The 26436-nt window shown below is 72.2% G+C and carries 26 protein-coding genes and 1 pseudogene; 13 read left to right on the top strand and 14 right to left on the bottom strand.

Features of this window, described 5'->3' with window-relative positions:
* Positions 1-23: 23 nt before the first annotated feature.
* Positions 24-1085: a hypothetical protein gene (locus EIY87_RS11570; RefSeq protein WP_125307692.1), complete on the bottom strand. Its 1062-nt coding sequence runs from the start codon at positions 1083-1085 to the stop codon at positions 24-26.
* Between the two features lie 202 nt (positions 1086-1287).
* Between EIY87_RS11570 and EIY87_RS11565 the strand changes: the two genes are divergently transcribed.
* Both EIY87_RS11565 and EIY87_RS11560 read left to right on the top strand, forming a co-directional pair.
* Positions 1288-2352, top strand: coding sequence for a serine hydrolase domain-containing protein (locus tag EIY87_RS11565; protein WP_125307691.1), 1065 nt, complete (start codon positions 1288-1290; stop codon positions 2350-2352).
* 109 nt (positions 2353-2461) lie between these two features.
* Positions 2462-2707 carry an ATP synthase subunit c family protein gene (locus tag EIY87_RS11560; protein WP_125307690.1) on the top strand — a complete coding sequence of 82 codons (246 nt, stop codon included), beginning with the start codon at positions 2462-2464 and terminating at the stop codon, positions 2705-2707.
* A gap of 103 nt (positions 2708-2810) precedes the next feature.
* Here EIY87_RS11560 and EIY87_RS48320 read toward each other — a convergent pair whose 3' ends face one another.
* Complete coding sequence (locus EIY87_RS48320; RefSeq protein WP_225439824.1) at positions 2811-3038, bottom strand: helix-turn-helix domain-containing protein; 228 nt, start codon at positions 3036-3038, stop codon at positions 2811-2813.
* Between the two features lie 260 nt (positions 3039-3298).
* On the bottom strand, positions 3299-4294 hold the full coding sequence (locus tag EIY87_RS11550; protein ID WP_125307689.1) for a LacI family DNA-binding transcriptional regulator: 996 nt from the start codon (positions 4292-4294) through the stop codon (positions 3299-3301).
* 131 nt (positions 4295-4425) lie between these two features.
* Between EIY87_RS11550 and EIY87_RS11545 the strand changes: the two genes are divergently transcribed.
* Positions 4426-6081 carry a peptide-N4-asparagine amidase gene (locus EIY87_RS11545; RefSeq protein WP_125307688.1) on the top strand — a complete coding sequence of 552 codons (1656 nt, stop codon included), beginning with the start codon at positions 4426-4428 and terminating at the stop codon, positions 6079-6081.
* A 53-nt stretch (positions 6082-6134) separates the two neighbouring features.
* Positions 6135-7412 carry a cytochrome P450 gene (locus tag EIY87_RS11540; RefSeq protein ID WP_191984054.1) on the top strand — a complete coding sequence of 426 codons (1278 nt, stop codon included), beginning with the start codon at positions 6135-6137 and terminating at the stop codon, positions 7410-7412.
* Positions 7413-7531: 119 nt separating this feature from the next.
* Here the strand turns inward: EIY87_RS11540 and EIY87_RS11535 are convergent.
* The 3 genes and pseudogenes from EIY87_RS11535 to EIY87_RS11525 form a co-directional block, all read right to left on the bottom strand.
* Positions 7532-7990 (bottom strand): annotated as a pseudogene (locus EIY87_RS11535) (DUF1152 domain-containing protein); the annotation flags it as partial.
* A gap of 415 nt (positions 7991-8405) precedes the next feature.
* Positions 8406-9032 (bottom strand): alpha-ketoglutarate-dependent dioxygenase AlkB, encoded by a 627-nt coding sequence (locus tag EIY87_RS11530; protein WP_125307687.1) that lies wholly within the window; start codon positions 9030-9032, stop codon positions 8406-8408.
* Positions 9033-9294: 262 nt separating this feature from the next.
* Positions 9295-9870 (bottom strand): dihydrofolate reductase family protein, encoded by a 576-nt coding sequence (locus tag EIY87_RS11525; protein WP_125307686.1) that lies wholly within the window; start codon positions 9868-9870, stop codon positions 9295-9297.
* 148 nt (positions 9871-10018) lie between these two features.
* Here EIY87_RS11525 and EIY87_RS11520 point away from each other — a divergent pair, with 148 nt between their 5' ends.
* Positions 10019-10621, top strand: a complete 603-nt coding sequence (locus tag EIY87_RS11520) for a hypothetical protein (protein ID WP_125307685.1) — start codon at positions 10019-10021, stop codon at positions 10619-10621.
* 21 nt (positions 10622-10642) lie between these two features.
* Here the strand turns inward: EIY87_RS11520 and EIY87_RS11515 are convergent, their stop codons facing one another.
* Both EIY87_RS11515 and EIY87_RS11510 read right to left on the bottom strand, forming a co-directional pair.
* A complete protein-coding gene (locus EIY87_RS11515) occupies positions 10643-11581 on the bottom strand; it encodes an RluA family pseudouridine synthase (protein ID WP_125307684.1) in 939 nt (312 codons plus the stop codon).
* Positions 11582-11597: 16 nt separating this feature from the next.
* Positions 11598-11990: a DUF5313 domain-containing protein gene (locus EIY87_RS11510; protein WP_225439823.1), complete on the bottom strand. Its 393-nt coding sequence runs from the start codon at positions 11988-11990 to the stop codon at positions 11598-11600.
* Positions 11991-12061: 71 nt separating this feature from the next.
* Between EIY87_RS11510 and EIY87_RS11505 the strand changes: the two genes are divergently transcribed.
* From EIY87_RS11505 to EIY87_RS11490, 4 genes are read left to right on the top strand one after another with little or no spacing between them, the layout of a single operon-like run.
* Positions 12062-12499, top strand: coding sequence for a MarR family winged helix-turn-helix transcriptional regulator (locus EIY87_RS11505; RefSeq protein ID WP_125307683.1), 438 nt, complete (start codon positions 12062-12064; stop codon positions 12497-12499).
* Positions 12500-12552: 53 nt separating this feature from the next.
* On the top strand, positions 12553-13434 hold the full coding sequence (locus EIY87_RS11500; RefSeq protein ID WP_125307682.1) for a TIGR03854 family LLM class F420-dependent oxidoreductase: 882 nt from the start codon (positions 12553-12555) through the stop codon (positions 13432-13434).
* Between the two features lie 30 nt (positions 13435-13464).
* A complete protein-coding gene (locus EIY87_RS11495) occupies positions 13465-14004 on the top strand; it encodes a TetR/AcrR family transcriptional regulator (protein WP_125307681.1) in 540 nt (179 codons plus the stop codon).
* Between the two features lie 11 nt (positions 14005-14015).
* Positions 14016-14357 carry a cupin domain-containing protein gene (locus tag EIY87_RS11490; RefSeq protein WP_225439822.1) on the top strand — a complete coding sequence of 114 codons (342 nt, stop codon included), beginning with the start codon at positions 14016-14018 and terminating at the stop codon, positions 14355-14357.
* On the opposite strand, the gene EIY87_RS11485 is transcribed toward EIY87_RS11490, so the two are convergent.
* The gene (locus EIY87_RS11485; protein WP_125307680.1) at positions 14354-15868 is read right to left on the bottom strand and encodes an MDR family MFS transporter; all 1515 of its coding nucleotides are present in this window, start codon (positions 15866-15868) and stop codon (positions 14354-14356) included. The two genes, EIY87_RS11490 and EIY87_RS11485, sit on opposite strands and share 4 nt — an antisense overlap.
* Before the next feature lie 125 nt (positions 15869-15993).
* On the opposite strand from EIY87_RS11485, the gene EIY87_RS11480 reads away from it, so the two are divergent.
* Complete coding sequence (locus EIY87_RS11480) at positions 15994-17154, top strand: DUF1015 family protein (protein WP_125307679.1); 1161 nt, start codon at positions 15994-15996, stop codon at positions 17152-17154.
* A gap of 186 nt (positions 17155-17340) precedes the next feature.
* Here the strand turns inward: EIY87_RS11480 and EIY87_RS11475 are convergent, their stop codons facing one another.
* Together EIY87_RS11475 and EIY87_RS11470 are read right to left on the bottom strand one after the other, a co-directional pair.
* Positions 17341-18264 carry a squalene cyclase gene (locus EIY87_RS11475; RefSeq protein ID WP_125307678.1) on the bottom strand — a complete coding sequence of 308 codons (924 nt, stop codon included), beginning with the start codon at positions 18262-18264 and terminating at the stop codon, positions 17341-17343.
* Positions 18264-18770, bottom strand: a complete 507-nt coding sequence (locus EIY87_RS11470; protein WP_125307677.1) for a DinB family protein — start codon at positions 18768-18770, stop codon at positions 18264-18266. Before EIY87_RS11470 ends, EIY87_RS11475 begins: the two co-directional genes overlap by 1 nt.
* A 54-nt stretch (positions 18771-18824) precedes the next feature.
* Here EIY87_RS11470 and EIY87_RS11465 point away from each other — a divergent pair, with 54 nt between their 5' ends.
* From EIY87_RS11465 to EIY87_RS11455, 3 genes are read left to right on the top strand one after another with little or no spacing between them, the layout of a single operon-like run.
* On the top strand, positions 18825-19904 hold the full coding sequence (locus tag EIY87_RS11465) for an ATP-dependent DNA ligase (RefSeq protein WP_191984053.1): 1080 nt from the start codon (positions 18825-18827) through the stop codon (positions 19902-19904).
* Entirely contained in the window at positions 19901-20905 is a 1005-nt protein-coding gene (gene ligD, locus EIY87_RS11460) for a non-homologous end-joining DNA ligase (RefSeq protein ID WP_125307676.1), read from the top strand. Before EIY87_RS11465 ends, ligD begins: the two co-directional genes overlap by 4 nt.
* Position 20906: 1 nt before the next feature.
* Entirely contained in the window at positions 20907-21353 is a 447-nt protein-coding gene (locus EIY87_RS11455; RefSeq protein ID WP_125307675.1) for a GNAT family N-acetyltransferase, read from the top strand.
* Here EIY87_RS11455 and EIY87_RS11450 read toward each other — a convergent pair.
* From EIY87_RS11450 to EIY87_RS11440, 3 genes are read right to left on the bottom strand one after another with little or no spacing between them, the layout of a single operon-like run.
* Complete coding sequence (locus tag EIY87_RS11450) at positions 21350-24655, bottom strand: tetratricopeptide repeat protein (RefSeq protein WP_125307674.1); 3306 nt, start codon at positions 24653-24655, stop codon at positions 21350-21352. The genes EIY87_RS11455 and EIY87_RS11450 overlap by 4 nt on opposite strands.
* An 8-nt stretch (positions 24656-24663) precedes the next feature.
* On the bottom strand, positions 24664-24927 hold the full coding sequence (locus EIY87_RS11445) for a hypothetical protein (protein WP_125307673.1): 264 nt from the start codon (positions 24925-24927) through the stop codon (positions 24664-24666).
* Positions 24928-24986: 59 nt separating this feature from the next.
* Positions 24987-25997: a CobW family GTP-binding protein gene (locus tag EIY87_RS11440; RefSeq protein WP_125307672.1), complete on the bottom strand. Its 1011-nt coding sequence runs from the start codon at positions 25995-25997 to the stop codon at positions 24987-24989.
* Between the last annotated feature and the right edge of the window lie 439 nt (positions 25998-26436).

Genomic DNA, 26436 nt, shown 5'->3' with positions numbered 1-26436 from the left:
GGTGGCCGGAGGCCGGGCGGGGCTCAGGGCAGCGGCAGGGGCGGGTAGATCCGCAGCCGCTGGACCGGCATGTCGTAGCTGCCCGGTCCGGCGATCGGGGGCACGAGCACGGCCTCGCCCCGGAGGGTGACCTCGACGGCGGTGCCGGGATCGGCTTCGAGGGTGGCGACCGCCTTGTCGTCCCACGGCTGACCCGGCGCGCTGGAGGGCAGCTGGTACCCGGTCACCTTGCGCAGCTCCGAAGCGGGCGGGTCGGCGTACCCGTCGTTGCGCAGGACGTACCCGCCGGTGCGGGCGGCGACCGCTCCCGGGCGCAGCGGCATGCCGCCCGCGGTGAGCACGTGCAGGGCGGGCCCGCCGCGCTTCCACGGGTCGCCGAGGTCGGCCTGGCGGTCGGCGAGGGTCTGCTTGAGGACGTTCAGGCGGTGGTCGAGGCAGATTTCGAGGCCGAACGTCGCTTTCGCGTCGATTTCGAACAACCGCTCCCGGACGAACGCCGCTTCCGAGTAGGCCTTTTTCACCAATGGGTCGGTGGAGCTCCCGACGGCGGACTGGGCCGGTATTCCGTCCATGTCGGAGGCCAGCTTCTTTTCGATGCGCCCGGCCTCGCCGCCGCCGGTACCGCCGCGCAGGTACAAAACGCTGTTGTAGTAGATCGGCGCGTTCTCGCCCATCATCTTCGAATGCCACAGCACCGAGCCCGGAACGATCAGCCAGTGCTTGAGCCGCGCGGTCCGGAACATCTTTTCCAGCGCGTCCCAGAGCGGCGGGAACTCCTCCGCCGGGTAGGTGTGGCTCGTCGCGGGGTCGGCGGGCCGGAGGTAGAACTCGGGCGCCACGAACACCTTCAGCGTGTCGGGGTCGTCGCCGCCCAGGTTCGCGAGCGCGATGTTGACCACCGCGGCCAGCCGCCGCAGCCGGATGAACCAGTCCGTGCTTTCGGGCGCTTTCGGCACGGTGATGTCGGCCACCGGGTCGCACAGCTTGCCGGGCGGCAACCCCGCCAGCGGCTTCACCGCCTGGCCGAGGCGGTGGGTGGCGGTCGGTACTTCGTAGGCGATGTAGCGGAAACGGGTGTACGGCACGGTTCGGCCTTCCCCTCGGGCGGTGGACCGGCGGCCGACGTTACCCCCTTTCCCGTTCCCCGGCTTTCGGCCGAACGGGTACGCGCAATTCCCGGTGGTGCCACCGGCGGAATTGCGCTGGACCGGAAGGTCGAGCAGATCTTTTCGCCGGGACGCGGAAAATGGTTCGTGCGCCGGTGCCCGGCGGGGTTACCTTGCCGCCGTGGCCGACATCAACGGGAACTGCGACGAGAAGTTCGACAAGGTCCGCGAGGCGCTGGGGGCCTCGCTGGACGACGGCGACGTGGGCGCTTCGGTCGCCGTCGTCGTCGACGGGGAGCCGGTGGTCGACCTGTGGGGCGGCCACCTCGACGCGGCGCGCACCACGGCGTGGGACCGCGACACGATCACGAACGTCTGGTCCACCACCAAGACGATGACGGCGCTGTGCGCGCTGGTCCTGGCCGACCGCGGCGAGCTGGACCTGGACGCGCCGGTCGCGGCGTACTGGCCCGAATTCGCCGCCGCGGGCAAGGAAACCGTGCTGGTGCGGCACCTGCTCGGGCACACCGCCGGCCTGCCCGACTTCGAGGGGCCGATCGCCGTCGAAGACCTCTACGACTGGCCTGCCGTGACGGCGCGGCTGGCGGCGCAGGCTCCGCGGTGGGCGCCGGGCAGCGCGGGCGGGTACCACTCCGTCACGTTCGGGTTCCTCATCGGCGAAGTCGTCCGCCGCGTCACCGGTCGCAGCCTCGGCACTTTCTTCGCCGAGGAGGTCGCCGGCCCGGCGGGCGCCGACTTCCACATCGGACTGGGTGCCGAGCACGACCACCGGGTCGCGCCGCTGCTCGCCGATCCGTCGGGCGACAAGCCGCCGGGTTTCCTGCTCGGGGTGTCGGATTCGCACCCGGTGGCCTGGCGGCGCGCGGAACTGCCCGCCGTCAACGGTTACGGCAACGCGCGGTCGGTGGCCGTCCTGCAGTCGGCACTCGCGTGCGGGGGAGTGGCCGGCGGCGTCCGGCTCCTGTCGGCGGCCGGCGCCGAGCGCGTTTTCGAGGAGCAGTTCCACGGCGTGGACCGCGTGCTCGGCACCCCGATGCGCTACGGACTGGGCTACCGCCTGGAAGGCCGCACGTGCTCGTGGGGCGGCTGGGGTGGTTCGGTGGTGCTCGCCGACGCCGACCTCCGGATGACGGTGGCGTACGTGATGAACCAGGTCCGCTGGGAGGACGGGTACGCCCGCGGGCTCGGGCTCGTGATGGCCGCCTACGACGCGATGCTGGCTTAGCGGCCGAGCCGCACGGTGTTTTTGTGATATCCTCATGGCGTCCGGACACTCGGTTCCCGAATTCCCGCCCCGACGATTCTTCTGCTCGGCGATGTGAAGGGGAATGTCCATGAGCGACATCGTTCTGGCCCAGACAACCAACATCAACCCCGGCCTGGCGGCCATCGGGTACGGACTCGGCGCGATCGGCCCGGGAATCGGCGTCGGCCTGATTTTCGCGGCCGTCATCAATGGTACCGCGCGGCAGCCGGAAGCGCGCGGGAAACTGCAGACGATGGGTTATTCGACGTTCGTGCTCTCCGAAGTGCTCGCGTTGATCGGCGTCGTCATCTATTTCATCACGTATTCGAAGTGAGCCCGCGGGCGGCCGGTAGCCGCTCGGCTGCGGGTTTTCCGCGCCCTCGTAAGCGAAGCGGCGTTCGACCTTCCCGGTGCGGTCCGGGATTGCGGTGCACCGCTCAGGAATTGCGGTAGGCCGACGGGCGGGCGCCGGTGTGCCGCAGGAAGGCGGCCGGCAGCGGACCGGGGCCGGCGAACCCGCACCGGGCGGCGATCCGGTCGAGCGCGAGGTCCGTGCCGCGCAGCAGCCGCTTCGCCTCCTCGACCCGCAGCCGGGTGAGGTACCGGTGCGGCGTCTCGCCGGTCGCCGCCTTGAACACCCGGACGAGGTGGATCTCGGCGGCCAAGTCGGCCAGGGTGACCGGTTCGGCCAGCCGCGCTCGCCGGGAAGACGCGCACCCGCGCGTCTTCCCGGGCGGGCGCCTGCTCCGCGCGCCGGCGTGCGTGCCGGGTGAGGAGGTGCGTGGTCAGGAAGGCGGCGGCGGATTCGGCTTCCTCGAGCAGGGCGTCCCCGGCGGCCAGCGACGCGGCCACCCTACCGCTCCCGCGGCACACCGGCGCAGGGCTGGAGGTCGAACCGGGCGGAGTCGAACACCACGATCCGAGGCTATCGGCGAATCCGGGTCGATTCGCGGACGACCAGTTCCGGGGTGAACACCACCGCCTGGCGTTCGACCGTCGTGTCCGCCGTCTCCGCCAGCAGGAGTTCCGCTGCCGTGCGGCCGAGGCGGCGGGCCGGCTGGCGGACCGACGTGAGGGGGACCGCCGCGGCGCCGGCGAACTCGATGTCGTCGTAGCCGACGATCGCCATCTCCTCGGGGACGCGGACGCCCGCGCCCACCATGGCCTGCAGCACGCCGAGGGCGAGGAGGTCGTTCGCGCAGAAGACCGCCGTGGGCCGGGGGCTCGTGCCGAGCAGGCGCGCGCCCGCGTCGCGGCCCGAGGTGACGTCCAGGCCGATCGCCTCCAGCACCGTCAGCTCCGCCGCCGAGCCGGCGAGGGCCGTGCGGACGCCCTGTTCGCGGTCGCGGCACTGGGCGAGGATCGCCGGGCCGTTGACGAACGCGATCCGCCGGTGGCCGGTCTCCAGCAGGTGCCGGGCCGCGAGCGCGCCGCCCGCGATGTCGTCCACCGCCACCGAACTCGCCTCCGACGCCGGTGCCTTGCGGTCGACGAAGACGTACGGCGTGCCGCTGCGCCGGAACGCGCGCAGGGCTTCCCCCGACGTGGCGACCGGGCTCAGCAGCACCCCGCGGACCCGCTGTTCGGCGAACATCGCGAGGTACGACGCCTCGAGGTCGGAGCGCTGGCCGCTGTTGCAGGTGATGATGTTGAGGCCCTCGGCGTGCGCGGCCTGCTCGGCCCCGCGGGCGACGTCGACGAAGAACGGGTTCCCGAGGTCGAGCACCAGCAGCCCCATGATGCGGCTGCGCCCGGCACGCAGCTGCCGCGCCGACTCGTCCCGGACGTAGCCGAGCTCTTCGATCACCGACAGCACCCGGTTGCGCGTGGCCGTGGCCACCACTTCCGGCCGGTTGACCACATTGGACACCGTGCCGATCGAGACGCCCGCGCGCTTGGCGACGTCCTTGATGCCGACCACCGCACCCCCTCGCTGAGAAGGCGTGAGCCTACCACGATCTGAAACGTTTCAGAGGCTGATTCCCGCCGATAGTCGGATGATCGCGCGGCTAGGCTCCCTGCCGGGTGAACCTGCCGCTGGGAGGAGTCCGGGTGCGGATCTTCACGATCGTCGTGTCACTGGTGCTGGCGTGGGTGCTCTCCGGGGCCGTCGCCTCGGCTTCGCCTGTCGTGGAGGGGGACACCGACGACCCGGTGACCGCCGCGCCCGCCGTGACGCGGCCCGATACCGCGCACTGCACCGTCACCCTCGCCGACGCCTTCCGCTCCAACGCCGCCGACGGCACGCCGCGGTTCTACGAGGGCACGCTCGCGCCGCCCAAGGCCTGCCCGGGGCCGTGGGCGAAGGTCGTCATGGACCAGACCGTCACCGTGAGCGGGCGGCAGTACGACCGGATCGGCGATCTGCGGATCGGCGGGACCGAGGTCTGGTGGGGGACGACCGAGGAGCCCAGTGGTGAGGGCCGGCGCGCGATCACCTACCACTTCGACAAGGACCTCACGCCCTACACCGCGCTGCTGCGCACGCCGCAGCCCTTCCACGGCGGCATCGAGAACTACAACTCGCCGATCTACACCGGCGTCTACGCCCAGACCGTGACGCTCACCTACTACCAGGCCGACCCCAGGCACCCCGCGCCCGAGGTCGCCGACCACGTCGCCGGGTTCGGGCACGCCGACGCGACCCCCGCGGCGCCCACCGTGCACTTCACCGCGAAAGACCTGCCGCGCAACATCACCCGCGCCTACCTCGAGGTCACCCTCGAAGGCCACGCCTGCGACGAGCAGTGGTTCGACGACGTCCCCGACGAGGTCTCGGCGAAGTACCCCGCCGCCGGGTTGTGCGGCAAGGGGCCGTACCGCGAAGCGAACTTCGCGATCGACGGGACGCCCGCCGGCAGCGCGTTCACCTTCCCGCACATCTACTCCGGCGGGATCGTGCCGCAGCTGTGGCGGCCGATCGTGGCGATCGACACCTTCAGCCTGCACGCCGAAACCTACGACGTGACGCCGTTCGTCGGCCGGCTCGTGGACGGCGGGACGCATGACTTCTCCTTCTCCTTCCCTGACATCGGCGGCGAGTTCACCGTCGTCCCGACGCTACTGCTCCACACCGACAAAAACGCGGCGCGCACGTCCGGCGCCGTCACCCAGCACGACGTGGCCGCGGCGCCGGACCGCCGGACCGCGGTGAAGGACATCGACGGCGGCGTGAACGTCACCGTCACCGCGAAGCGCCACGACGTGACCGCGGGCTACGTCGACACCTCCGCCGGCCGCGTGTACACGCGCGTCGAGCGCACCCGCGACTACCGCAACAGCGACGACGTCACCGGCGGCGGCTTCACCCAGCACGTCGTGCAGGCCGACGCGGGGCAGCAGACCTCGGTGTCCACAGTGGACGGCCGGGTCCGGTCCGCCGCCCGGCACACGTGGTCCTACCCGCTGACCACCGACGCCACCGCGAACATCACCGACGACCAGAACCTGCGGATCTCCGGCGCGGCCGAGATGACCAAGGTGCTCGGCGACCTCACCGGCGACGGCCGGAGCTGGCGGCCGGTGCGCGCGTCGCGGGAGTGGCTGAGCTCCTCGGGCGTGCTGGCCCGGACGAACGGCGTCAACACCGAGGCCGACGGGCGCTCGAAGACGTCGTTCGCCGGCGCCGACGACTCCGGCCGCCCGTACTTCCACTACGCCGCGAGCGAGCACGGGCTGATCACCGCGAACCGGGAGGTCCGGGGGTGAGTCCCGTCTCGCCGTCGGTCACCCGATCGGGCTAGTGCGGTACTGTCGGGTGCATGGGGAGTCTCCGCTCACGGGTACTGGGCTGGGTCGGCCGCCGGTACCTCGCCCGGCAGTCGAAAAAGGGTTTCGACCTCGAGAAGATGTCGTCGCTCCTGCCCGATTCGGCGCTGCTGCCGCTCAAGCGCGACGGGCTCGACCCGGTCGCCGAGCTGGCCGCGCGCCGGTCCGAGGCGCCGATCGGCAAGCTCGACCTGCCCTTCGGGATGAACGCCTGGCTGGTCACGGGTTACGACGAGGCGAAGGCCGTCCTCGGCAAGGTCTCCGGGTTCTCCAGCGACTTCGGCAACCTCGTCGGCAACGCCGGGGTGACCGCCGACCAGAACCCGGGCGGCCTCGGCTTCGCGGACCCGCCGGTGCACACGCGGCTGCGGAAGCTGCTCACGCCCGAGTTCACCATGCGCCGGCTCGGCAGGCTGGCGCCGCGGATCGACGAGATCGTCGCCGAGCAGCTCGACGCCATGGCCAAGACGGAAGGGCCGGTCGACCTGTGGCAGGCGTTCGCGCTGCCGATCCCGTCGCTGACCATCTGCGAGCTGCTCGGCGTGTCCTATGAGGACCGCGCCGAGTTCCAGCGGCTGAGCACCGCCCGCTTCGACCTCTTCGGCGGCGCCGGCGCGTCGCTCGGCGCGATGTCGGAGTCGCTGACCTACCTGCTCGACATCGTCAAGAAGCAGCGCGAAGAGCCCGGCGACGGCCTGCTCGGCATGCTGATCAAGGAACACGGCGACGAGATCGACGACCGCGAGCTGGCCGGCCTCGCCGACGGCGTCCTCACCGGCGGCCTCGAAACGACCGCGAGCATGCTGGCGCTCGGCGCGCTGGTGCTGCTGCGCGACGAGAAGGCCCTCGAAGCCGTCCGCGGTGACGACGAGTCCGTGCACCGCTTCGTCGAGGAGCTGCTGCGCTACCTGACCGTGGTGCAGATGGCGTTCCCGCGCTTCGCCAAGCAGGACATGGAAATCGCCGGCGTCCACATCGCCGAGGGTGACATCGTGCTGGTGTCGCTGTCGGCCGCGGACCGCGACCCGAAGCTGGGCGCGGGCATGGAGGAGTTCGACGCCACCCGCGAGCCGACGTCCCACCTGGCGTTCAGCTACGGCATCCACCGCTGCATCGGCGCGGAGCTGGCCCGCATGGAGCTGCGCACGGCGTACCCGGCGCTGGTCAAGCGGTTCCCGAACCTGCGGCTCGCGGTGCCGGAGCAGGACCTTTCGTTCCGCCAGGTGTCCATTGTGTACGGCCTGGACGAGCTGCCGGTCCTGGTCGACTGAGCCTCAGTGCGGGATGGCCCGCCGCGGCCGACGCGGTCGCGGTGCGCTTCGATGACCATCGCGACCTCGAGGGCGGTGTCCGTGGTGGCGAGCTCCGCGAGGTAGCCGACCTCGGCGGCCAGGATCGCCAGGTCCGCCGAGAAGTAGACGCCCATCAGCGGGTTCACGAACAGCTCGCTGCCCGCGGTGCGGGTGGTGGAGTGCACGTCCCCGAACTCGCCCCGCAGCGCGGCGGCGATCTGCCCCTGCACGATGCTCGGCCGGTCCGGGGTCGCGCGGTTCGCGTCCGCGACGGCGTCCAGGTAGGCCGCGGCTTCGGGGGAGGCCGACGGGATCGACAGCGCGCCCAGGTACCCGCCGGCCCGGTCGAGGGCGGCGAGGTTCTCCAGCACGTGGGCGTGGCAGACGCCGTGGAAGGCGTCGATGCCGAAGCCGAGGCTGACGACGACGCGGTCGGGGCCCTCGAGCGCGGCCACCGCGGCGAGGCTCGCCATGTCCTCTTCGGGCGTGCCGAGCCCGGACTCGTCCCCGCGCAGCAGGATGTCCGTGCCGCCGTCGACGAGCACCACCGCGTCCACGCCGAGCAGGCCGGCGAGATCCTCGTACGCCGCCCGCAGCGGCCGGGCACCGACGCGCGGGAAGGCGTGGACGACCGCGGGCCACCCCTGGGTGCCGAGCCAGCGGGCGAGCGTCCGCTCGGGGAAGTACGCGTCGTCGCCCGCGCTGCCGGGGTGCACCCGCGCGACGCCCGGGGCCGCCCAGTCGTCGAGGTCGAGGCGGTTCAGGTCGCTGAACGCCAGGTTCGCGAAGTGCACGTCCTTGCCCTGGCCGCGCAGCGCGACCGCCAGCGGGATGCCGGCGTAGACGTCGAAACCGCCGCCGGCGCCCGAGACGAGCACGCTGCGCGCGGAGCCGAGACGGCTGAAGAGGGGTGGTTCGGCGAGGGTGTGCACCACGCCATGCTACGGGGCCGCCGCGCTGTCCACTGTGGACTCAGCGCACCCCGCGCGGCCGGAACTGGATGCTGATCCGCGGCCCGACCGCGCGGCTCGTCTTCGGGATCGCGTGTTCCCACGTGCGCTGGCACGAGCCGCCCATGACGATCAGGTCGCCGTGGCCGAGGGCGTAGCGGTGGGACTCGCCGCCGCCGCGGGGGCGCAGGGCCAGCTGGCGGGCCGCGCCGACCGAGACGATCGCGACCATCGTGTCTTCCGTGCTGCCGCGGCCGATCGTGTCGCCGTGCCAGGCGACGCTGTCGCGGCCGTCGCGGTAGTAGCACAGGCCCGCCGTGCGGAACGGCTCGCCGAGTTCGCCCGCGTAGTGCTCGCTCAGCGCGGCGCGCGCCTCGGCCAGCACGGGGTGGGGGAGCGGAGCCGCTTCGCCGTAGAAGCACAGCAGGCGGGGCACGTCGACGAGCCGGTCGTACATCCGGCGCCGCTCGGCCTGCCACGGGACGCCGGTGACGAGGTCGGTGAACACCTCGCCGGCGCCCTCGAGCCAGCCGGGCTGGACGTCGATCCACGCGCCCGAGCCGAGTTCGGTCCGTCGTGGTGCTAGCGCGTGCAGCGTGACGGGACCGGATTCGCCGAACAGCGATGCCTGCAGTGCCGGGGTCGTCATGGGTCCGACCGTACACGATGTTCGAACAGATGTTCTACTTTGGCGGGATCTGCGACAAGGATTCCGGCGAAGTCATGACGGCGCTCGCGGCCCGGTGACGACGGCTCCGTCCTGCCTTGCCGCGTCGTCAGCCCGGCGTCGCCGGGATCGGGATGTCGTGAAAGGGTCGTTCATGTCGTCTGACGAGGTGAACGACCCTTTCATGACATCGTGGATGTTCGAACAGATGTTGTACGTGAACCTTCGGCCGGACCGCGACCCGTCAGCGCACGAACTCGTACACCAGCTTCTGGATCCCGTTGCCGTAGGACGCGCTGTCGATCAGCTTCAGGTTCTGCTTGTCCTTGTCGGTCTCGCTGAACAGCCGCTTGCCGGCGCCGAGCAGCACCGGGAACACCAGCAGGTGCAGGCGGTCGATCAGGCCCGCGTCGGCCAGCGACCGGTTCAGGGTGGCGCTGCCGTTGACGATGATCGGGCCGCCTTCGGTCTCCTTGAGCGCGGCGACGTCGTCCAGCGACCGCAGGATCGTCGTCTCGCCCCAGTTGTCCACCAGGTCCGCCTCCTGGAGCGTGGTCGACACGACGTACTTCGGCATCGCGTTGTAGCCGGCGAACTCGACGGTCATGGTGGGCCAGATCGGCGCGAAGGCCTCGTAGCTGACGCGGCCGAGCAGGAGCGCGGTGGACTCCTCCTGCTCGGTGCCCTTGATCTCGTACGCGGCGGGCTCGAACTCCACGTCCTTGAAGGTCCAGCCCGCGTTGCGGTAGCCGGACTCGCCGCCGGGCGCTTCGACGACGCCGTCGAGCGAGACGAACGAGGTGGAGATCAGGGTGCGCATGGGTGCTCCTCGGAGAATCGGTGGTGCCTTCACGAGTCTGTCGAACGGGCACGGCCGGATTCGACACGGCCCCGGAAACTCTTGTCCGTGACGGCGCGGGCTCGTACAGTCACACCACCGCCGCCTCGAGTGACCCAGGAGGTCGACGGTGCGCAGAATTCACGGTGCGGGTGTGGTCGTGGCGGTCGCGGCAGGGCTCGCGATCCTCGCCCCCGCGGCGAACGCCCAGGTCGGGACGGGTCCGTGGACCCCGGAGTCGCCGGGCTACTCGGAGCAGGAACGCGGGTGCGGCCAGGTCTCCGGCCTCACCTTCCAGCTCACCTGCTCGACGGCCAGTGGTGACCAGCGCGCGGAACGCCGCTACACCACCTACACCGGCGGCACCCACCAGTTCGAAGGCTCGTTCAAGATCACCAGCATGACCGGCTCCCGGATCAGTCTCAAGCAGACCTTCCGCGACGGCTCGAACGCCGGGCCGTACTTCATGCTGGCCGTCGAGAAGGGCGGCCGGCTGTACGCGGTGGAGGGCGGGGCGACGCTCGGCAGCGGCGCGACCGTCGGCACGTCGGTGCGCGTCAACACGATCAACCAGGTCGGCAGCTCGCACAAGGTGTACCTCAACGGCTCGCTGAAGCAGACGATCTCCAGCGCGAGCGGCAGCTACTACGACAAGTTCGGCAGCTACCGCACCGCCAGCGGCGCGGGGCCGATCACCGTGCAGTGGAGCGGCGTGAAGTTCTGGCGCAAGTGACGCGACGGCGGCGCTCCCGGATCACGCCGGGGGCGCCGCCCACGCGTCGAGGTCGTCCCAGGCGGACAGCCGCAGCCCGCTGGTGAACCGCCGCGGTGTCCCGGTGACCGGGTCGTCGAAGGCGAGCACCTTCGCCAGCAGCTGCAACGGCTTCGTGAAGTCCCCGAGCGGTTTTTCCCGCAGTTCCGGGTAGAAGTCGTCGCCGAGGATGGGGACGCCGAGCCCGCTGAGGTGGACGCGCAGCTGGTGCGTCCGGCCGGTCGACGGCCGCAGCCGGTACCGCCCCAGCCCGTCGCGGTGTTCGAGCAGCTCGACGTGCGTCTCGGCGTTCGGCTCGCCCGGCTCCTCGCGCGCGGCGAGCACCCCGCGTTCCTTGACGATCCGGCTGCGCACGGTTCGTGGTAGCTCCAAGGCGGCGCGGAAAGGCGCGATCGCCTCGTATTCCTTGTGGACCTTCCGGTCGCGGAACAGCGTCTGGTACTTCCCGCGCAGCTCCGGCGTGATCACGAACATCACCAGGCCGGCGGTGACCCGGTCGAGCCGGTGCGCGGGGGACAGGTGCGGCAGGTCCAGCTCGCGCCGCAGCCGCACGAGCGCCGTCTCGAGGATGTGCTGCCCGCGCGGGATGGTCGCCAGGAAGTGTGGCTTGTCGACGACCAGCAGGTGCTCGTCGCGGTGCACGACGCGGACGTCGAACGGGACCGGCACCTCGTCGGGCAGGTCGCGGTGGAACCAGATGAACGAGCCGGGCTCGAACGGCGTGTCGACGCCGAGCGGGCCGTCGAGGCCGTGGATGCGCTCCTCGCGCAGCATTTCCTCGATGCGGGAGGGCGCCACACGGGGCAGCCGGTCGACGAGGTGCGCCAGCAGGGTCGGCCACTCGCCCTCGGCGGGGAGCTTGAGCCGGGCGGGGTCCAGCCCGTGGCGCGGCGGGATCGGCGGCCGGAGCTTGCGTCTCATCGTCCCCCGACTCTAGCTAACTCTCCGGCGACGTCCGGTAGCGCGCGAGGTAGCGGGCGGTCGCCTCGGCGTTCTCCGCCTCGGCGGCTTCGGCCCGGAGGCGGCGCCCGGTGTTGTGCGGGAAGCCCTGCCTGCCGAGCCGGTGCTCGATGCTCTCCTCCATGTACGCGCAGGAGTAGAAGTACGCGACGAGCGCGGCCATGAGGACCAGCGAGAGCCGCAGCCAGATCGAGCCGGGCAGCAGCAGCCACACCGCGCACAGCGGCAGGATGCCGACCGAGCGCTGGAGCACGTACCGCGCGCGCCAATGCTTCGACGTCGCATCGTGCAGCACCCAGTCGTTGAGGCGCTCGGGGAGCCGCACGCCCACCGCGTAACCGAACCAGCGGAGCACACTCGGTCGTTCCATGAGTTGGATAGTACACTAATGCTTAGTGCGCTAATCATTAGCGCGATCGACGACACAGTAGGATCGGCGCCATGATCGACCTGGGTGAGGACCCCCTGAAGCTGGACCGGCAGGTGTGCTTCGCGCTGTCGGTGGCTTCGCGCAGCGTGATCGCGATCTACCGGCCGCTGCTCGAGCCGTACGGCCTGACCCATCCGCAGTACCTGGTGATGCTCGCGCTGTGGGAACGCTCGCCGCGTTCGGTGAAGGACCTGGGCGCGTCGTTGCGGCACGAGCCCGCGACGCTTTCGCCGCTGCTGAAGCGGCTGGAGGCGCTGGGGTACGTGACGCGCGCCCGCAGCCGGGAGGACGAGCGGCAGCTGACCGTCGAGCTGACGGAGCAGGGCCGCGCGCTGCGGGCGGAGGCGGAGAAGATCCCGTACCAGGTCGTCGAGAAGCTGGGGATGGACCTGCCCGAGCTGGAGGCGCTGCACGCGGCGCTGAGCCGGGTCATCGCCGCGACCGGCTGAGGAATTCCCGGCCGCCCGGCGCGTTGCCCCTGGAGAGCCTTCCGGGAGGAACCGTGCTGAAGATCAGGCTGGGCGTCGCGCCGTCGGCGGGAACGGGACCCGGCGAGTTCGCCGGGCTGGCGCGGCGGCTGGAGGACGCCGGCGTCGACTCGCTCTGGCTGTCCGAACTCGTCTATTCGCCCGAAGTCGATCCCATGATCGGCATGACGCACGCGCTCGCCACGACGGCGAAGCTCAAGGTCGGCACCGGCGTGGCGATCCTGCCCGGCCGGCACCCGGTGCTCGTCGCGAAGCAGCTGCTCACCCTGGCCGGTCTTGCGCCCAAGCGGGTGCTCCCGGTCTTCGGGCTGCGCCCGGCCCGCGCCGCCGAGCACGACCTCTTCCCGGTGCCCGCCGGGCGGCGCGCCGCGGTGTTCGACGAGTCGCTGACCCTGCTGCGGCGGCTGCTCGAAGAGGACGACGTCTCGTTCGACGGCGAGTTCTTCCAGGTCGACGGCGTCCACCTCGGGCCGCGCCCGGCCAAGCGGCTGGACGTCTGGCTCGGGGGAGCGGCGCCGGCCGCGCTGCGCCGGGCCGGGCGGCTCGCCGACGGGTGGCTCGGCAGCTTCCACACGCCGGCCCAGGCGCGGGCCGCCCGCATCGCGATCCAGGAGGCGGCAGCGGAAGCCGGGCGCGAGATCGAAGCCGACCACTTCGGGCTCAGCCTGGCGGTGGCCGACAAGGGCGTGCCGGACCAGCTGCTGGCCGCGGCGGCGAAGCGGCAGCCGGGCGTGCCGGTCGAGGATCTGGTCGCGACCAGCTGGTCCGAGGCGCGCCGGCTGGTGGAGCAGCACATCGAAGCGGGCCTGACGAAGTTCGTCATCCGGCCCGGACACGGCGACTTCGAGGAGTTCCTGGCGCACTTCCAGGCGGACCTGATGCCCCTGCAGAACTGACTGTACCTACTGGTATGTACACTCGGCTGCGTGGACACGAGGGAGCGCCTCATCGAGAGCACCCGCACCCTGTTGTGGGAGCGCGGGTACGTCGGGACCAGCCCGAAGACCATCCAGCAGCTCGCCGGCGCCGGCCAGGGCAGCATGTACCACCACTTCTCCGGCAAGGAGGAGCTGGCACGCGCGGCCATCGACCGCACCGCCGAGGAGCTGCGCGCGGCCGCCGAAGCGCAGTTGTCCGGGCCCGGCACCGGGCGCGAACGCATCGCGGCGTACCTCCGCCGTGAGCGCGACGTCCTGCGGGGCTGCCCGGTCGGGCGGCTGACACAGGACCCGGACGTCATGGCCGCGCCCGCGCTCCGGGCGCCGGTCGAAGAGACGTTCTCCTGGCTGCGCACCCGGCTCGCCGAAGTCGTCGCGGAGGACGACGGCGGGCTCGACCCGGCGGCCACCGCGGCCGCCATCGTCGCGACCCTGCAGGGCGGCTACGTCCTCGCCAGGGCCGCGGACCGCACCGAGCCGTTCGAGCAGGCGATCGAGGGGATCCTCGCGCTGCTGAAGACCCGCTGAAGGGGAATGCCGTGCCGACCGAACCGCTGAGCCGCGTGATCGTCCTCGACCAGGAACTGCCGGCCCCGCTGGCGACTTCGCGGGTCGAGATCCGGCGGATCACCATCGCCCCCGGCCACGCCGCCGGGCTGCACGTCCACAACGGACCCGTCTTCGGCAGCATCGAAACGGGCTCGGCCGTCTACCAGATCGAGGGCGGCCCGGAGACCGTGCTCGGGCCGGGAGACGTCTTCTACGAGCCGGAAGGCGTCCGGATCGCCCGGTTCGACGCGCGCGACGACGGCGTGACGTTCCTCGGCTACTTCCTGCTCGCCGACGGGATGACCGCCGAACTCGTCTTCCCCGACGCTTAGAACTCCAGCTGCTCGGTCTTGCGCGGCATCAGCAGCAGCGCCAGCACCGACAGCACCGCCACCGCCAGCAGGCCGACGAACACGTACTGCGTCGCGTCGTTCAGCGCGCCCCGGACGAACGTCGCGACCGGGGAGTCGGCGTGGCCGCCCAGCACCAGGCTCGTCGCGTCCACCGACGGCGGCAGCTTGCCCGCGACCTCCGCAGGCGGGTTCGCGAACCGCGAGGCCAGCGTGGCGTTGGCGATCGCGCCGAACACCGCGGCGCCGACCGCGCTGCCCAGCGAGCGGCTGAACAGGTTCGTCGCGGTGACCACGCCGCGGCGGTCCCAGCCGACGACGGACTGGATCGCCACCAGCGTCGGGCTCGCGGCCAGGCCGAGGCCGATGCCGAGGACGAACGCCGCGATCGCGGCCGACCAGATCGACGACGTCGCGCCGAGCGTGGCCACCAGCACGCCGCCGGCGATGATGAACACGCTGCCGATCAGCGCCGTGTCGCGGAAGCCGATGCGCAGGTAGATCTTGCCCGCCAGGGACGCCGAGATCGGCCAGCCGACCGTCAGCGCCGCCACCGCGAACCCGGCCACCAGCGCGCCCGCGCCGAGCACGCCCTGCGCGTACGTCGGCAGGTACGACGTCAGGCCCATCAGGACCGCGCCGACCACGACCGCGACCAGGTTGCCGCCGACCAGGATCCGCCGGGTGAACACCCACAGCGGCAGCACCGGCTCGGCCGCGCGCTTCTCCACCAGCACGAACGCCACCAGCAGCGCCGCGCCCACGACGAAGATCGCCACGCTCGGCAGCGAGCCCCACGCCCACGCGACGCCGCCTTCCAGCAGGCCCAGGATCACCAGCGAGCAGCCGATGGTGAGCAGCGCGGCGCCGGTGTAGTCGACCTTGTGCGGCTTGCGCTCGACGCGCTCGGCGAAGTTGCGGTGCAGCATCAGCGCGGCGATCGCGCCGAGCGGCAGGTTGATGAAGAAGATCCACCGCCAGTCCAGGTACTCGGCGAACACGCCGCCGAGGGTCGGGCCGACCACCGACGCGACGCCCCAGACGCTGGCGACGTAGCCCTGGACCCTGGCGCGTTCCTCCACCGTGTAGAGGTCGCCGATGATCGTCATCGACATCGGCTGGATCGCACCGGCGCCGATGCCCTGCACCGCGCGGGCGGCGATCAGCACCGGCATGCTCCACGCGGCGCCGCACAGCACCGAGCCGACGAGGAACGCCGCGATCCCGAAGAACATCACCGGGCGGCGGCCGAGGACGTCGGCGAACTTGCCGTAGAGCGGCACCGTGACGGCCTGGGTCAGCAGGTAGATCGAGAACAGCCACGGGAATTGCGAAAACCCGCCGAGGTCGCGCACCACCGACGGCACCGCGGTCGCGATGATCGTGCTGTCCAGCGCGACCAGCGCGGTGCTGAGCATGACGGCGACCAGCACCGGGCCGCGTTCCGAACGGAAGCCGACCCCCTTGACGCTGGTGGCGGCGGTTGTCGTCATCGGCGGGCTGCTCCTCGGGGCGGTCATGTCCGGGGTCAACTACTTTGCAGTCCTAAGCATTCCACCGGGAGGCACCGCACCCCAGCGAATTTCCGTCGCCGCGCTCATCGCGCAAGATGGGAGGGGTGAGCGACTGGATCCGGCCGATCGGGCGGGGCTGGGTGGTCCGCGACGCGGTCCCCGGCCCCGACGTCGACGAGTTCGCCGAGCCCGACCGGGTGATCGACGCGCTGGCCGCGCCCGGGGCCGGCGACACCCTGCTGGCCGTGCAGCACCCCGCGCGCACGCCCGCGGCGCTGGCGCGGGGCCTCGACCTGGCCGCCGCCGTCCCGGTCGCCCGCGCGGCGCTCGAACGGCTCCGCAAGCGGTCGTACCGGCCGGTGCGCGAAGTCGTCGCGCCGTACCGGATCGAAGGGCCCGACGGCGTCGCGCTCGGCCTGCTCTGCCTGGTCGACCCGGCCGCGGTGACCGACGACGGCACCGCGCGGGTCCGGCACACCGAGGACGTCTACCCCGACGTCGTGACCGAGCGGGCGGCCGTGCTCGCCGGGCTCGGCTGCGCGACCAGCGCGGCCCTGCTCGTCCCGGCCGCCGGCGGCGACCTGCTGACCGCCGAGGTCGCCCGCGCGTGCGGCGCGCTCGGCCTGCCCGATCTGTCCACTTCGGACGCCGCCGGGCGGCGGCACGACCTGTGGGTGGTCCCCGCCGGACCGCTGCAGCACCGCCTGCTCGCCGCGGCCGGCGCCGCGGAACTGCTGGTCGCCGACGGCAACCACCGCGTGGCCGCGGCCGCGGCGGCCGGGCACGGCGGCCTGCTCGCCCTGGTCACCGCGGGCCCGGAACTGCGGATCGGCGCGATCCACCGGGTCCTCACCGGCACCGGCTTCGGCCCGGAGGACCTGGTGTCCCGCTGGTCGGCGGCGGGCCTCGACGTGCGCTACGACGAGCACGCCGTCCCGGTCACCGGCGAGGCGGTGGTGCGCGCGGGCACGGCGGTGCTGCGCGTCGTGCTGCCGAAGCCCGACGTGCCGGCCCCGGTGATCGACCACGAGATCGTCGAGCGGGTGCTGTTCGCCGAGGCGCTCGGGATCGACCCGGACGGACCGTGCATGCACCCGCTGCCGGAAGGCCGCCCGGTGCCAGCGGACGCCGACGCGGTGGTGCTGCTGGCCCCGGTCAGCCACGCGGACGTCCTCGCGGTGCACGCGGCGGGGCGGCGGATGCCGCGCAAGGCCACGTACTTCACGCCGAAGCCGCGCAGTGGGCTCGTGCTCGCGGAGCTTTAGCGCTGCGTGAAGTGGTCACCGGGCTTTCGCGCCGAGCGCCCCAAGGTGGCCGGTCGGCTGCGGCTGCGCTCGCGTCTTGAATGACTCATTAAGGTCTTCGGAGGTCCTGAATGACTCATTCAAGACACCGCAGGGCCGCCCGGCGCCACTCGACGCGGCCGCCATTGGGGCGCTTGCCGCGGAGCTTCAGCGGGCGTCCCACCAGTCCAGGACACGCGTCGCGAAGAACGTCAGCCACTTCGACGGCTCGCCGGCCGGGACGTCCACCGGGAACCACACGCGCCCGGTGTCGGTCCGCTGCTGCAGCCACGTCCCGTCCGGCTGCCGGGCCGCGCGGATCAGCTCGATCGCCGCCGCCATCCGCTCGTCGCGCCGTCCGGCGTCGCGAAAGTACGAAGCCGCGTTGAGGACGTCGTAGTGCCAGCGCATCGGGTAGCCGAACTCACGCACCCACGGCGCCAGCTCCGCCCCCGTCGACAACCGCCGGAACAGCCCGCGTTCCAGCAGGTACTCCTCGCCGCCGCGGCGGGCTTCGCGCGTTTCCGCCGTGCCTCCGGTCGCCTTCTCGTGCGCCAGCAAGCCTTTGAGGGAATTGAGTGTCGAGTGGACGGACGAGCGCGTCGAGCCCTCGACCCACTCGCAGTTCCAGCCGCCGTCCGGGAGGCGGTGGGTGGCGAACCAGTCCGCGATCCCGGCGACGTCCGCGCCGAGCCACACCCCGTTGGCCAGGGTCCAGGCGTTGATGCAGCAGTCGACTTCGCCGTCCCAGTAGGGCAGGTCGTCGTACTCCCAGCGGCAGTTCGCGGCCAGCCGCCCGGCCGTGTCACCCAGTACCGCGGCGTCGAGACCCCACTCGCGCAGGGCGTTCAACGACCACGTCGTCGCCGTCCACGGCTGGGGCTCGTCGCCGCGGAAGCCGGCCGGGAAGAACGCGCCGCCCGCCCAGCGGCCGTCCGGGTCCTGCGCCGCGAGCAGCCGCGCGCCGAACCCCTCCGACGCGACCCGGGCGCGCGTCGCTTCCCAGACTTCCGGTGGGGCGCCCGCGAGGTCCCGCTCGACTTGCCAGCGCAGGGCCGGGTCCGAGTCGAGCAGCCACGCGAGCACGTCCACTAGGCCCCCGTGACGCCGTCGATCGCTTCCCGGATGAAGTCCGCGTGGCCGTTGTGCCGGGCGTATTCGTGGATCATGTGCAGCATCACCAGCCGCAGCGACACGTCCTCGCCCCAGCGCGGCTGGTGGCCGGTGACGTCGAGGGACTCGGCCGCTTCTTCGATCTTGCGCGAGTGCTCCACTTCTTCCTGCCACGCCGCGAAGGCTTCCGCGCGCGTGGAGGAACTCGCGTCGTAGGCGGCCTGGAAGTCGCCTTCGGCCGACCACCGCAGGGGGATGTCTTCGGCGTTGATCACCCGCCGGAACCACGTGCGCTCCACTTCGGCCATGTGCCGGACGAGCCCGAGCAGCGACAGCGTCGACGGCGGGCTGGCGGCGCGGCGGAGGTCCTCGTCGGACAGTCCGTCGCACTTCATCGCGAGGGTGGCGCGGTGGAAGTCGAGGAACGTGCGGAGCATTTCGCGCTCGCCCCCGGTCAGGGGCGGTGCGGGGCGTTCGGTGGTCACGAGTCAGTGTGTATCACGCCCAGAAATGTCGTACCCGTGTTTTAAGCTCGCGCAGTGGACTTGCCCGTGATGCCGCCGGTGCGGCCGATGCTCGCGAAAGCCGTGCACGAGGTGCCTCGTGACCCGGGGCTGCTGTACGAGCCCAAGTGGGACGGCTTCCGCTGCGTCGTGTTCCGCGACGGCGACGAGGTCGAGCTGGGGTCGCGCAACGACCGCCCGCTGACCCGCTACTTCCCGGAGCTGGTCGAGCTGCTGGCCGCCGCGCTGCCGCCCCGCTGCGTCGTGGACGGCGAGATCGTGCTGGTCACGCCCGCGGGGCTCGACTTCGAGGCGCTGCAGCTGCGGCTGCACCCGGCGGCCTCGCGCGTGCGCAAGCTCGCCGAGGAGACGCCGGCCAGCTTCGTCGCGTTCGACCTGCTCGCCCTCGGCGACACCGACCTCACCGAGGTGCCCTTCCGCGAGCGGCGCAAGCAGCTGGAAAGCATCCTCCGCACCGACGCCGAAGGCCTCCAGCGCGTCCACCTGACCCCGCTGAGCGACGACCCGGCCCAGGCCGAGGACTGGTTCACCCGGTTCGAGGGCGCGGGTTTCGACGGGGTCATGGCCAAGCCCGCGGACCTGCCGTACGAGCAGGACAAGCGGGTGATGCTGAAGGTCAAGCACGAGCGCACGGCCGACTGCGTCGTGACCGGGTTCCGCTGGCACAAGGACGGCGCCGGGGTCGGCTCGCTGCTGCTGGGGCTGTTCGACGACGAAGGGGTGCTGCACCACGTCGGGGTGGCGAGCAGCTTCACCAAGGTGCGGCGGGCGGAGCTGGTCGACGAGCTGGCGCCGCTGCGGGAGAACGCGCTGGAAGGGCACCCGTGGCGGTCGTGGGCCGAGTACGAGCCCCCGGCCGGCAGGCAGCCGGGCGCGATGAGCCGCTGGGCACCGCAGAAGGACCTCTCCTGGGAGCCGCTGCGGCCCGAGTGGGTGGCGGAGGTCCGCTACGAGCACCTGCAGGGTGGCCGGTTCCGCCACGGCGGGCGGCTGGTCCGGTTCCGGCCCGACCGCACCCCGGAGTCCTGCACGTACGCCCAGCTCGACGAGGCGCCGCCCGCCGAGCTCGCCAAGCTGTTCGGGGAGGCGCGATGAGCGAGGCCGTGCTGCTCGACGTCGACGGCGTCGAGGTCAAGATCAGCAGCCCGGACAAGGTCTACTTCCCGGAGCGCGGCGAGACGAAGCTCGACCTCGTCGAGTACTACCGCGCGATCTCGGAGCCGCTGCTGGCCCGGCTCGGCGGGCGCCCGCTGCTGCTGGAGCGCTACCCGGACGGCGCGGGTGGCAAGAACTGGTTCCAGAAGCGCGTGCCCAAGGGCGCACCGCCGTGGCTGAGCACCACCGTCGTCTCGACGCCGAACGGCACGACGAGCGACGCGCTGGTGGCGAAGGACCTCGCGCACATCCTGTGGGCGGTGAACCTCGGCTGCCTCGGCTTCCACGTCTGGCCGTACCGCGCGGGCACCCCGGAGGTCACCGACGAGCTGCGCGTCGACCTCGACCCGTCGCCCGGCATCGGCTTCGACGAGCTGCGCGAGGCGGCGGTGCTGACCCGGGAGTTCCTGGCCGAGCACGGCATCGAAGGCCACCTGAAGACGTCGGGTTCGCGGGGCCTGCACCTGTACGTGCTGCTCGAACCGCGCTGGGACAGCTTCCAGGTGCGCGCCGCGGCGGTCGCGCTGGCCCGGGCGCTCGAACGCCGTCACCCGGAGAAGATCACCGCGCAGTGGTGGAAGGAGGAACGCGGCTCGCGCGTGTTCGTCGACTTCAACCAGAACGCGCCGCACAAGACCGTGTTCGGCGCCTGGTGCGTGCGGCCGCGGGTGGGCGGCCAGGTGTCGACGCCGATCGGCTGGGACGAACTGGACACGGTGGAGCCGGACACGCTCACCTTGAGCACGGTGCCCGCCCGGGTGGCCGGACGCGGCGACCCGTGGGCCGGCGCGGGGGAGCGGCCGCAGTCGATCGAGCCGCTGCTCGCGATGTCCGAAGCGGACATGGCGAACGGCCTGATGGACGCGCCGTGGCCGCCGGTCTACCCGAAGATGCCCAACGAGCCGCCGCGGGTGGCGCCGAGCCGCGCGAAGAAGGCGTGAAGTGGCCACCGTCGCGGAGTGCCCGGCCGACGACGGGTTGCTGCTCGCCTTGATGACGGCGATGACGGCCGAGCTGATCGTGGTCTACGACCTGCCCCCGGACGCCCAGCCCCGCCCGCTGGGCCCGGCCAGCCGGTACCTCCTGGCCCGCGACGGGCCCCGCGCGATCGGCTGCTGCGCGGTCGAACCGGTCGAGCCGGGCCTGTCCGAGCTGAAGCGCATGTTCGTCGCCCCGGACGCGCGCGGCACCGGCGTCTCGGGCGCGCTGGTCGCGGAGTCCGAACGCCTCGCCCGCCACCAGGGTGCGCACCGCCTCCGCCTGGAAACCGGAGTCCGCCAGCCGGCGGCGATGCGCTTGTACGAGCGGGCGGGGTACCGGCGGGTGCCGAACTTCCCGCCGCACGAAAGCGACCCCGAGTCGGTCTGCTACGAGAAGGCGCTCAGCTAGGGCTGTGGTCCTGGGGCTTCGGCCGACGCGGCGGCAACGGCCCGGCGGAGCAGGGCCAGCCCCTGCTCACCGGCGGGATCCCCGATCGCGGCCGCGAGCTGGTACCACTCGGCCGCCTGCGCCACGTCGCCGACGAGGGCGTAGAGACCTGCGGTGTGCGCGAAGGCCCGGGTGTGCCGCTGGAGCGAGGCCTGCTCGGCCCACTTGATGGCTTCCCCGAGGTTTTCGCGCCCCAGCTCGTAGCTGCTCAAAGCCAGCATCGCTTCCGGCTGCCCACCGCGAGCAGCGTGCTGGTACAGCTTCACCGCGGCGGCGACGTCGCCCTGTTTCTCCAGCCACACCCCGAGGTTCGTGGTGGCCAGCAGGTTGCCGCCGGCCGCGGCCCGCTTCCACCAGAGTGCCGCTTCGGCGGGTTTTTCCTGACCCAGCAGGATGTTGCCGCAGTCGTAGGCCGCTTCGGCGCTGCCGGCTTCCGCGGCCCGGGTGAACCACGACATCGCGCGGTCCGGGTCGTTCCGGGCCAACGCCCGACGGGCCAGTAGCGACATCGCCGGTACGTCGCCGTGTTCGGCGGCGCGGGTGTACCACAGCTCGGCTTGGGATTCGTCCTGCTCGGCGTCCGCCGCGCGGCCCAGTTCCACCATGGCGTCCGGGTCGCCCAGGTCGGCCGCCAGCCGCAGGAACTCCTTCATCCCTTCGGTGTCCCCGGCGTAGCGGCGGAAGACCGCGAGGTTGACGAGGGCGTCGACGTCCGACTGCGCCGCGGCGAGGGTGAACCACTTCTCCGCCGCGGCCGGGTCGTCTTCCTCCAGCGCCAGCTCGCCGAGCACGACGAGGGCGTCGACCTCGCCGGCCTCCGCGGCGCGGGTGTACCACTCCTTCGCTTCGGTCTTCTGCCGGTCCTTCACGAGCTGAGCCGCGAGGTGGGTCATGGCCACCGGCAGGCCCGCCGCCGCACCCCGCCGGAGGACCGCTTCGGACTCCGCCTGCTTTCCGCGGCGGCGAAGGATCTTCGACAGGTTGACCACGCAGCCGCCCATGACGAGGTCTTCCAGGCCCGCCGCGCGTGGCTCGGCCTCGAGCTGCGCTTCGATCACTCGCCGGTACCACTTTTCGGCTTCGGTGTAGCGGCCGCTCGTGTGCAGCAGCGACCCCAGCGCGGCCATCGCCGCCGGCTCGCCGTCCACTGCCGCCGTGCGGTACCAGTGCTCGGCGCCGGTCGCGTCCCCGCGGGCGAACAGCCGGATCGCGGTGATGGTCATCGCGCTGCGGAAGCCCTTTTCCGCTGCTTCCCGGTACAGCCGGTCGGCCTCCGCGTCGTCGTCGGCCTGGCCGGCGAGCCAGGCCAGTGCTTCGCCGTCGCCGTCTTCGGCGGCTTCGCGGAACGCCGCCTCCGCGCGGCTTTCTTCCCCCAGCTTCAGCAGGACGGTGGCGAGCCGGGTGCGCGCGTGGGGAGTCTTCAGCTCGGCCGCGATCGCGAACCATTTCGCGGCCTCCCGCAGTTCGTCCTTTTCTTCGTGGACGAACGCGACGCAGAAGGCCGCGAAGGGCTGCCCGAGCCGGAAGGATTCGCGGAACATGCCGAGCGCCTCGTCCAGCCGGCCGGCCCGGCGGTACAGCTCCCCGAGCCTGGAGAACGCCCGCGGTTCGCCGTGTTCGGCAGCGGCCCGGAAACGCTCTTCCGCCGCCGCGGCGTTCCCCGCCTCTTCGTCGACGCAACCCAGGCGGTAAACGGCTTCGGGGTCGCCGAGGCCGGCCGCGCGGTGCCACCACGCCAGCGCCGTCTCGCGCTCGGCGCGCTTGTCGTGCACGACGCCGAGGTTGACCATCGCCGAGGTGTGCCCGCGGGCGGCCGCCTCCTGCCACCACTTCTCGGCTTCGCCGGCGCGCTCGTCGTGGTGGCAGAGCACGCCGAACGCCGTCATCCCCGCCAGGTGCCCGTCTTCGGCCGCGGCGCGGAACGCGCGCTCCGCGACGTCCCGCCTGCCGCGCAGGTACGCCGTGACGCCCACGGCGTACGCCCGGTCGGGAGCCGGGTCGTCGAGCACCGCGTCCCACACCGCGTCCGGCACTTCGCGGCCGTGGCCGGGCGGGCCGCCGCGGTCGGCGTGGTCGACCAGGTAGTCCATGGCCATCAGCGTCCCGTCCCGGTACGGCTGCAGGCACGAACTCGCCTGGAGGACGGGCCGGCTCGCCCAAGCGGCCGCCTCCCCGGCCGGTGGCAGGTCGCCGCGGTCCCGCCAGGCCGGATCGACGAACTCGCGCGCCAAGGCGGCCAGCAGCTCGAGCGGCAGCGGCTCCTGCACACCGGCCCGGCGGCATTCGACGGCGGCCGTGATCAGCGCGCTCCCCACCTGGAACAACGGTCCTTCGCCGACCGTCCAGCGGGCGACCATGGCCGTCCCCGCGGCCAGGTACTCGGCGAACCCTTCCCGCGCCGCCAGGGCCTGGGCGATCCGCCGGTCGCGCCGGGCGAGCTGCCGGGCGCGCTCGCGCTCGCCGTCCGTCAGCTCGCGGGCGACCGGGATCCGGCGTTCGTCGGTGATCTGGTCCAGCAGGTCAGCCGCGGCGAGCGGGATGCCGCCCGCGGCCGGCTCGCCGGCGGCGAGCCGGGACGCCTGGGTGAACCGGGCGAGTTCGTCGTCGCGCAGGGTCGCGAGGACCACGACCGCCGGGTCGAGCCGTTGCAGCAGCGCGAGGTCGAGGCCGCCCGGCACCAGGAAGCGTTCGAGGTCGTCGAGGAAGACGACGCAGTCGCCGGGCACCAGGTCCAGCTCGGCCAGCTCGCGCAACCGGGGGCCGTCCGCGGGGATCAGCAGCGGCCGGTCCGGGAACACCCGCCGCAGCGCTTCGGCCGCGGTCCTGGTCTTGCCCGCGGCGGCGGGGCCGTGCAGCAGCACCGCGCCGCCCCGCCGCAGCTGCTCGTCGAGCGCGTGCTCGAGGTCCCGGGGCAGGTGGGGCGGGGCGTGGCGGTCGGCGCCCGACGGCGACGCGATCGCCCGCTTCACGCGCAGCTGCCCGAGGGTGGTGTGCCGCGGGGTCGGCAGCGCACCGGACACCAGGTGCAGGGCGCGGCCCGAGAGCCCCGGCGGCTTCCGGCGCGGCCCCCGGATGCCCTGGCCGGCCCACACCGCGACCGCCACCACCGGGGTGCCGATGGCGAAGACCCAGCTGAACGCCTCGACGACGTCGCGCGTCTTCGCCGACCACGAACCGATGAACGGCGTTCCCCAGACGACGACCGACACCGACGCCGCGAGCAGCACCACGGCGCCCGCGAGCCACCCCCACCGTCTCTTCACCGCGCCGGCTAGACGCCCAAGTCGAGTGCCAGCTGGGCGCGGTCCTCGCCGTCCGCGGGCGCGCCGGACAGCGTCGCGACGCAGCCCGGGCAGGGGGTGAGCTCCGCCGTCGTCAGGTCGACCGGTTTCCAGCTGCGGGATTCGCGCTCGCCGCAGGCCGAGCGGCGGTAGCGGAGGTCGCCGGAGCGGGTCATCAGGTGGGCCAGGGGGACGTCTTCGGGCAGCACGCCGACCCGGTACCAGCGGGGTGTGCTCACCGCGGTGGTCGTCATGGCCGACAGTGTCCGTCGGCCCGGGCGGGTCGGGAGCGCATTTGCCGGTCGTCGGCGTGTCAGGCCTGGTCGGGGAGGTAGCGGAGGATGTGCAGCAGGCCGCGCTCGTCGACGACCGACGGGTCCGGGGCCACGCAACGCTCCAGGTCGGCCAGCACGGCGTCGGCGTCGAGGCCGGCGCCGATCAGCACCAGCTCGGTCCGGCGCGGCTCACGCGCGGGCCACGGCGACCGCGCCAGCTGCACGAAACCGCCGACCGTGTGCAGGTGGAAGCGCGCGTCGATCCCGAAGTCGGCCTGGCCCTTCATGCGGTAGAGCCCGGCCGGGCGGCGCTCCAGGAAGTCCACGAACGCGCGCGGTGCCAGCGGCGTCTCGGCCGTGAACGTCACCGTCTGGTAGCTCGCGTGCAGGTGCTCGGCGTGGTCGTGGTCGTCCTCGCGCAGGTCGTCGAACGACAGCTGGCCGACGCGCTCGCCGCGGGGTTCGGGGTCGAAGAACAGCCTCGGGTCGACACGGCCGTGCTCGGTGACCAGCAGGGGACGGCCCGGCGCCAGCTCTTCGACGACCGCCGTGAGCTTCGCGAGCGCTTCGGCGGACACCCGGTCGGCCTTGTTCAGCACCACGAGGTCGGCCAGGCGCAGGTGGTCGGCCAGCTCGGGGTGGCGCTCGCGGGCGGCTTCGAACTCGGCCGCGTCCACGACCTCGGCGAGCCCGCCGTAGCGGATGTCCGGGTTCTCGCTGGCGATCATCAGCCGGATGAGGTCGCGGGGTTCGGCGATGCCGCTGGCCTCGACCACGATGACGTCGATGCCCGCCTCGGCCGAGGAGAGCCGCGTGAGCATCGCGTCGAGCCCGCTCGCGTCGACGGCGCAGCACAGGCAGCCGTTGCCGAGCGAAACCATGGTGTCGACCTGGCCGGCGACGGCGAGCGCGTCGACGTTCACCTGGCCGAAGTCGTTGACCACGACGCCGACCCGGGCACCCTCGCGGTTGGCGAGCAGGTGGTTGAGCAACGTTGTCTTGCCCGCGCCGAGGAACCCGGCGACGAGGACCACGGGAATCCGGCTCACGCACGCGACTCTAACGTCGCGCGCGAGCGCGCTGATACACGGGGGACCGCGGCCCGGAAAGGCCGTTCGGCGAAAGCCCACGAAAAGACGAAAGGCCGCCACGGGGAAAGGATCACGGTGCCCGTGGTGTCCGCAGTGATCGATTGACCGGAAATGCGCTGCGCCATGTCCGAATGACGCTTGGTAGCAGTTTTTTCTCCGGGGTTTTCCCTGGCCGAAGCCGCATTCGGGGATTGCCGGGATGGAATTCACGATCGGGGGAGTGCGACGCCCGGATCGTGGAGTACTCTCCCCCGCCTGGCCGGAGGTGCCGGGGGCGGCGGTACCTCCAGGACCGGCTCGTCATCGGCGACCATCGGAGGAACGGTGAACCTTTTCGTCGGGGTGCAGATCACGATTCCGGAGAGTAGGGAGACGCGGTGACCGTTGCACCTGAGCG

The sequence above is a fragment of the Amycolatopsis eburnea genome, assembly GCF_003937945.1.
GTDB lineage: Bacteria > Actinomycetota > Actinomycetes > Mycobacteriales > Pseudonocardiaceae > Amycolatopsis > Amycolatopsis eburnea.
This window is presented reverse-complemented; position numbering and strand designations above follow the sequence as displayed.

Bases quoted from the DNA above. Each gene is read 5' to 3' on its own strand.
- EIY87_RS11560 (WP_125307690.1), top strand. From the start codon at position 2,462: ATGAGCGACATCGTTCTGGCCCAGACAACCAACATCAACCCCGGCCTG.
- EIY87_RS11540 (WP_191984054.1), top strand. From the start codon at position 6,135: ATGGGGAGTCTCCGCTCACGGGTACTGGGCTGGGTCGGCCGCCGGTAC.
- EIY87_RS11530 (WP_125307687.1), bottom strand. From the start codon at position 9,032: ATGACGACCCCGGCACTGCAGGCATCGCTGTTCGGCGAATCCGGTCCC.
- EIY87_RS11525 (WP_125307686.1), bottom strand. From the start codon at position 9,870: ATGCGCACCCTGATCTCCACCTCGTTCGTCTCGCTCGACGGCGTCGTC.
- EIY87_RS11515 (WP_125307684.1), bottom strand. From the start codon at position 11,581: ATGAGACGCAAGCTCCGGCCGCCGATCCCGCCGCGCCACGGGCTGGAC.
- EIY87_RS11510 (WP_225439823.1), bottom strand. From the start codon at position 11,990: ATGGAACGACCGAGTGTGCTCCGCTGGTTCGGTTACGCGGTGGGCGTG.
- EIY87_RS11505 (WP_125307683.1), top strand. From the start codon at position 12,062: ATGATCGACCTGGGTGAGGACCCCCTGAAGCTGGACCGGCAGGTGTGC.
- EIY87_RS11485 (WP_125307680.1), bottom strand. From the start codon at position 15,868: ATGACGACAACCGCCGCCACCAGCGTCAAGGGGGTCGGCTTCCGTTCG.
- ligD (WP_125307676.1), top strand. From the start codon at position 19,901: ATGAGCGAGGCCGTGCTGCTCGACGTCGACGGCGTCGAGGTCAAGATC.
- EIY87_RS11445 (WP_125307673.1), bottom strand. From the start codon at position 24,927: ATGACGACCACCGCGGTGAGCACACCCCGCTGGTACCGGGTCGGCGTG.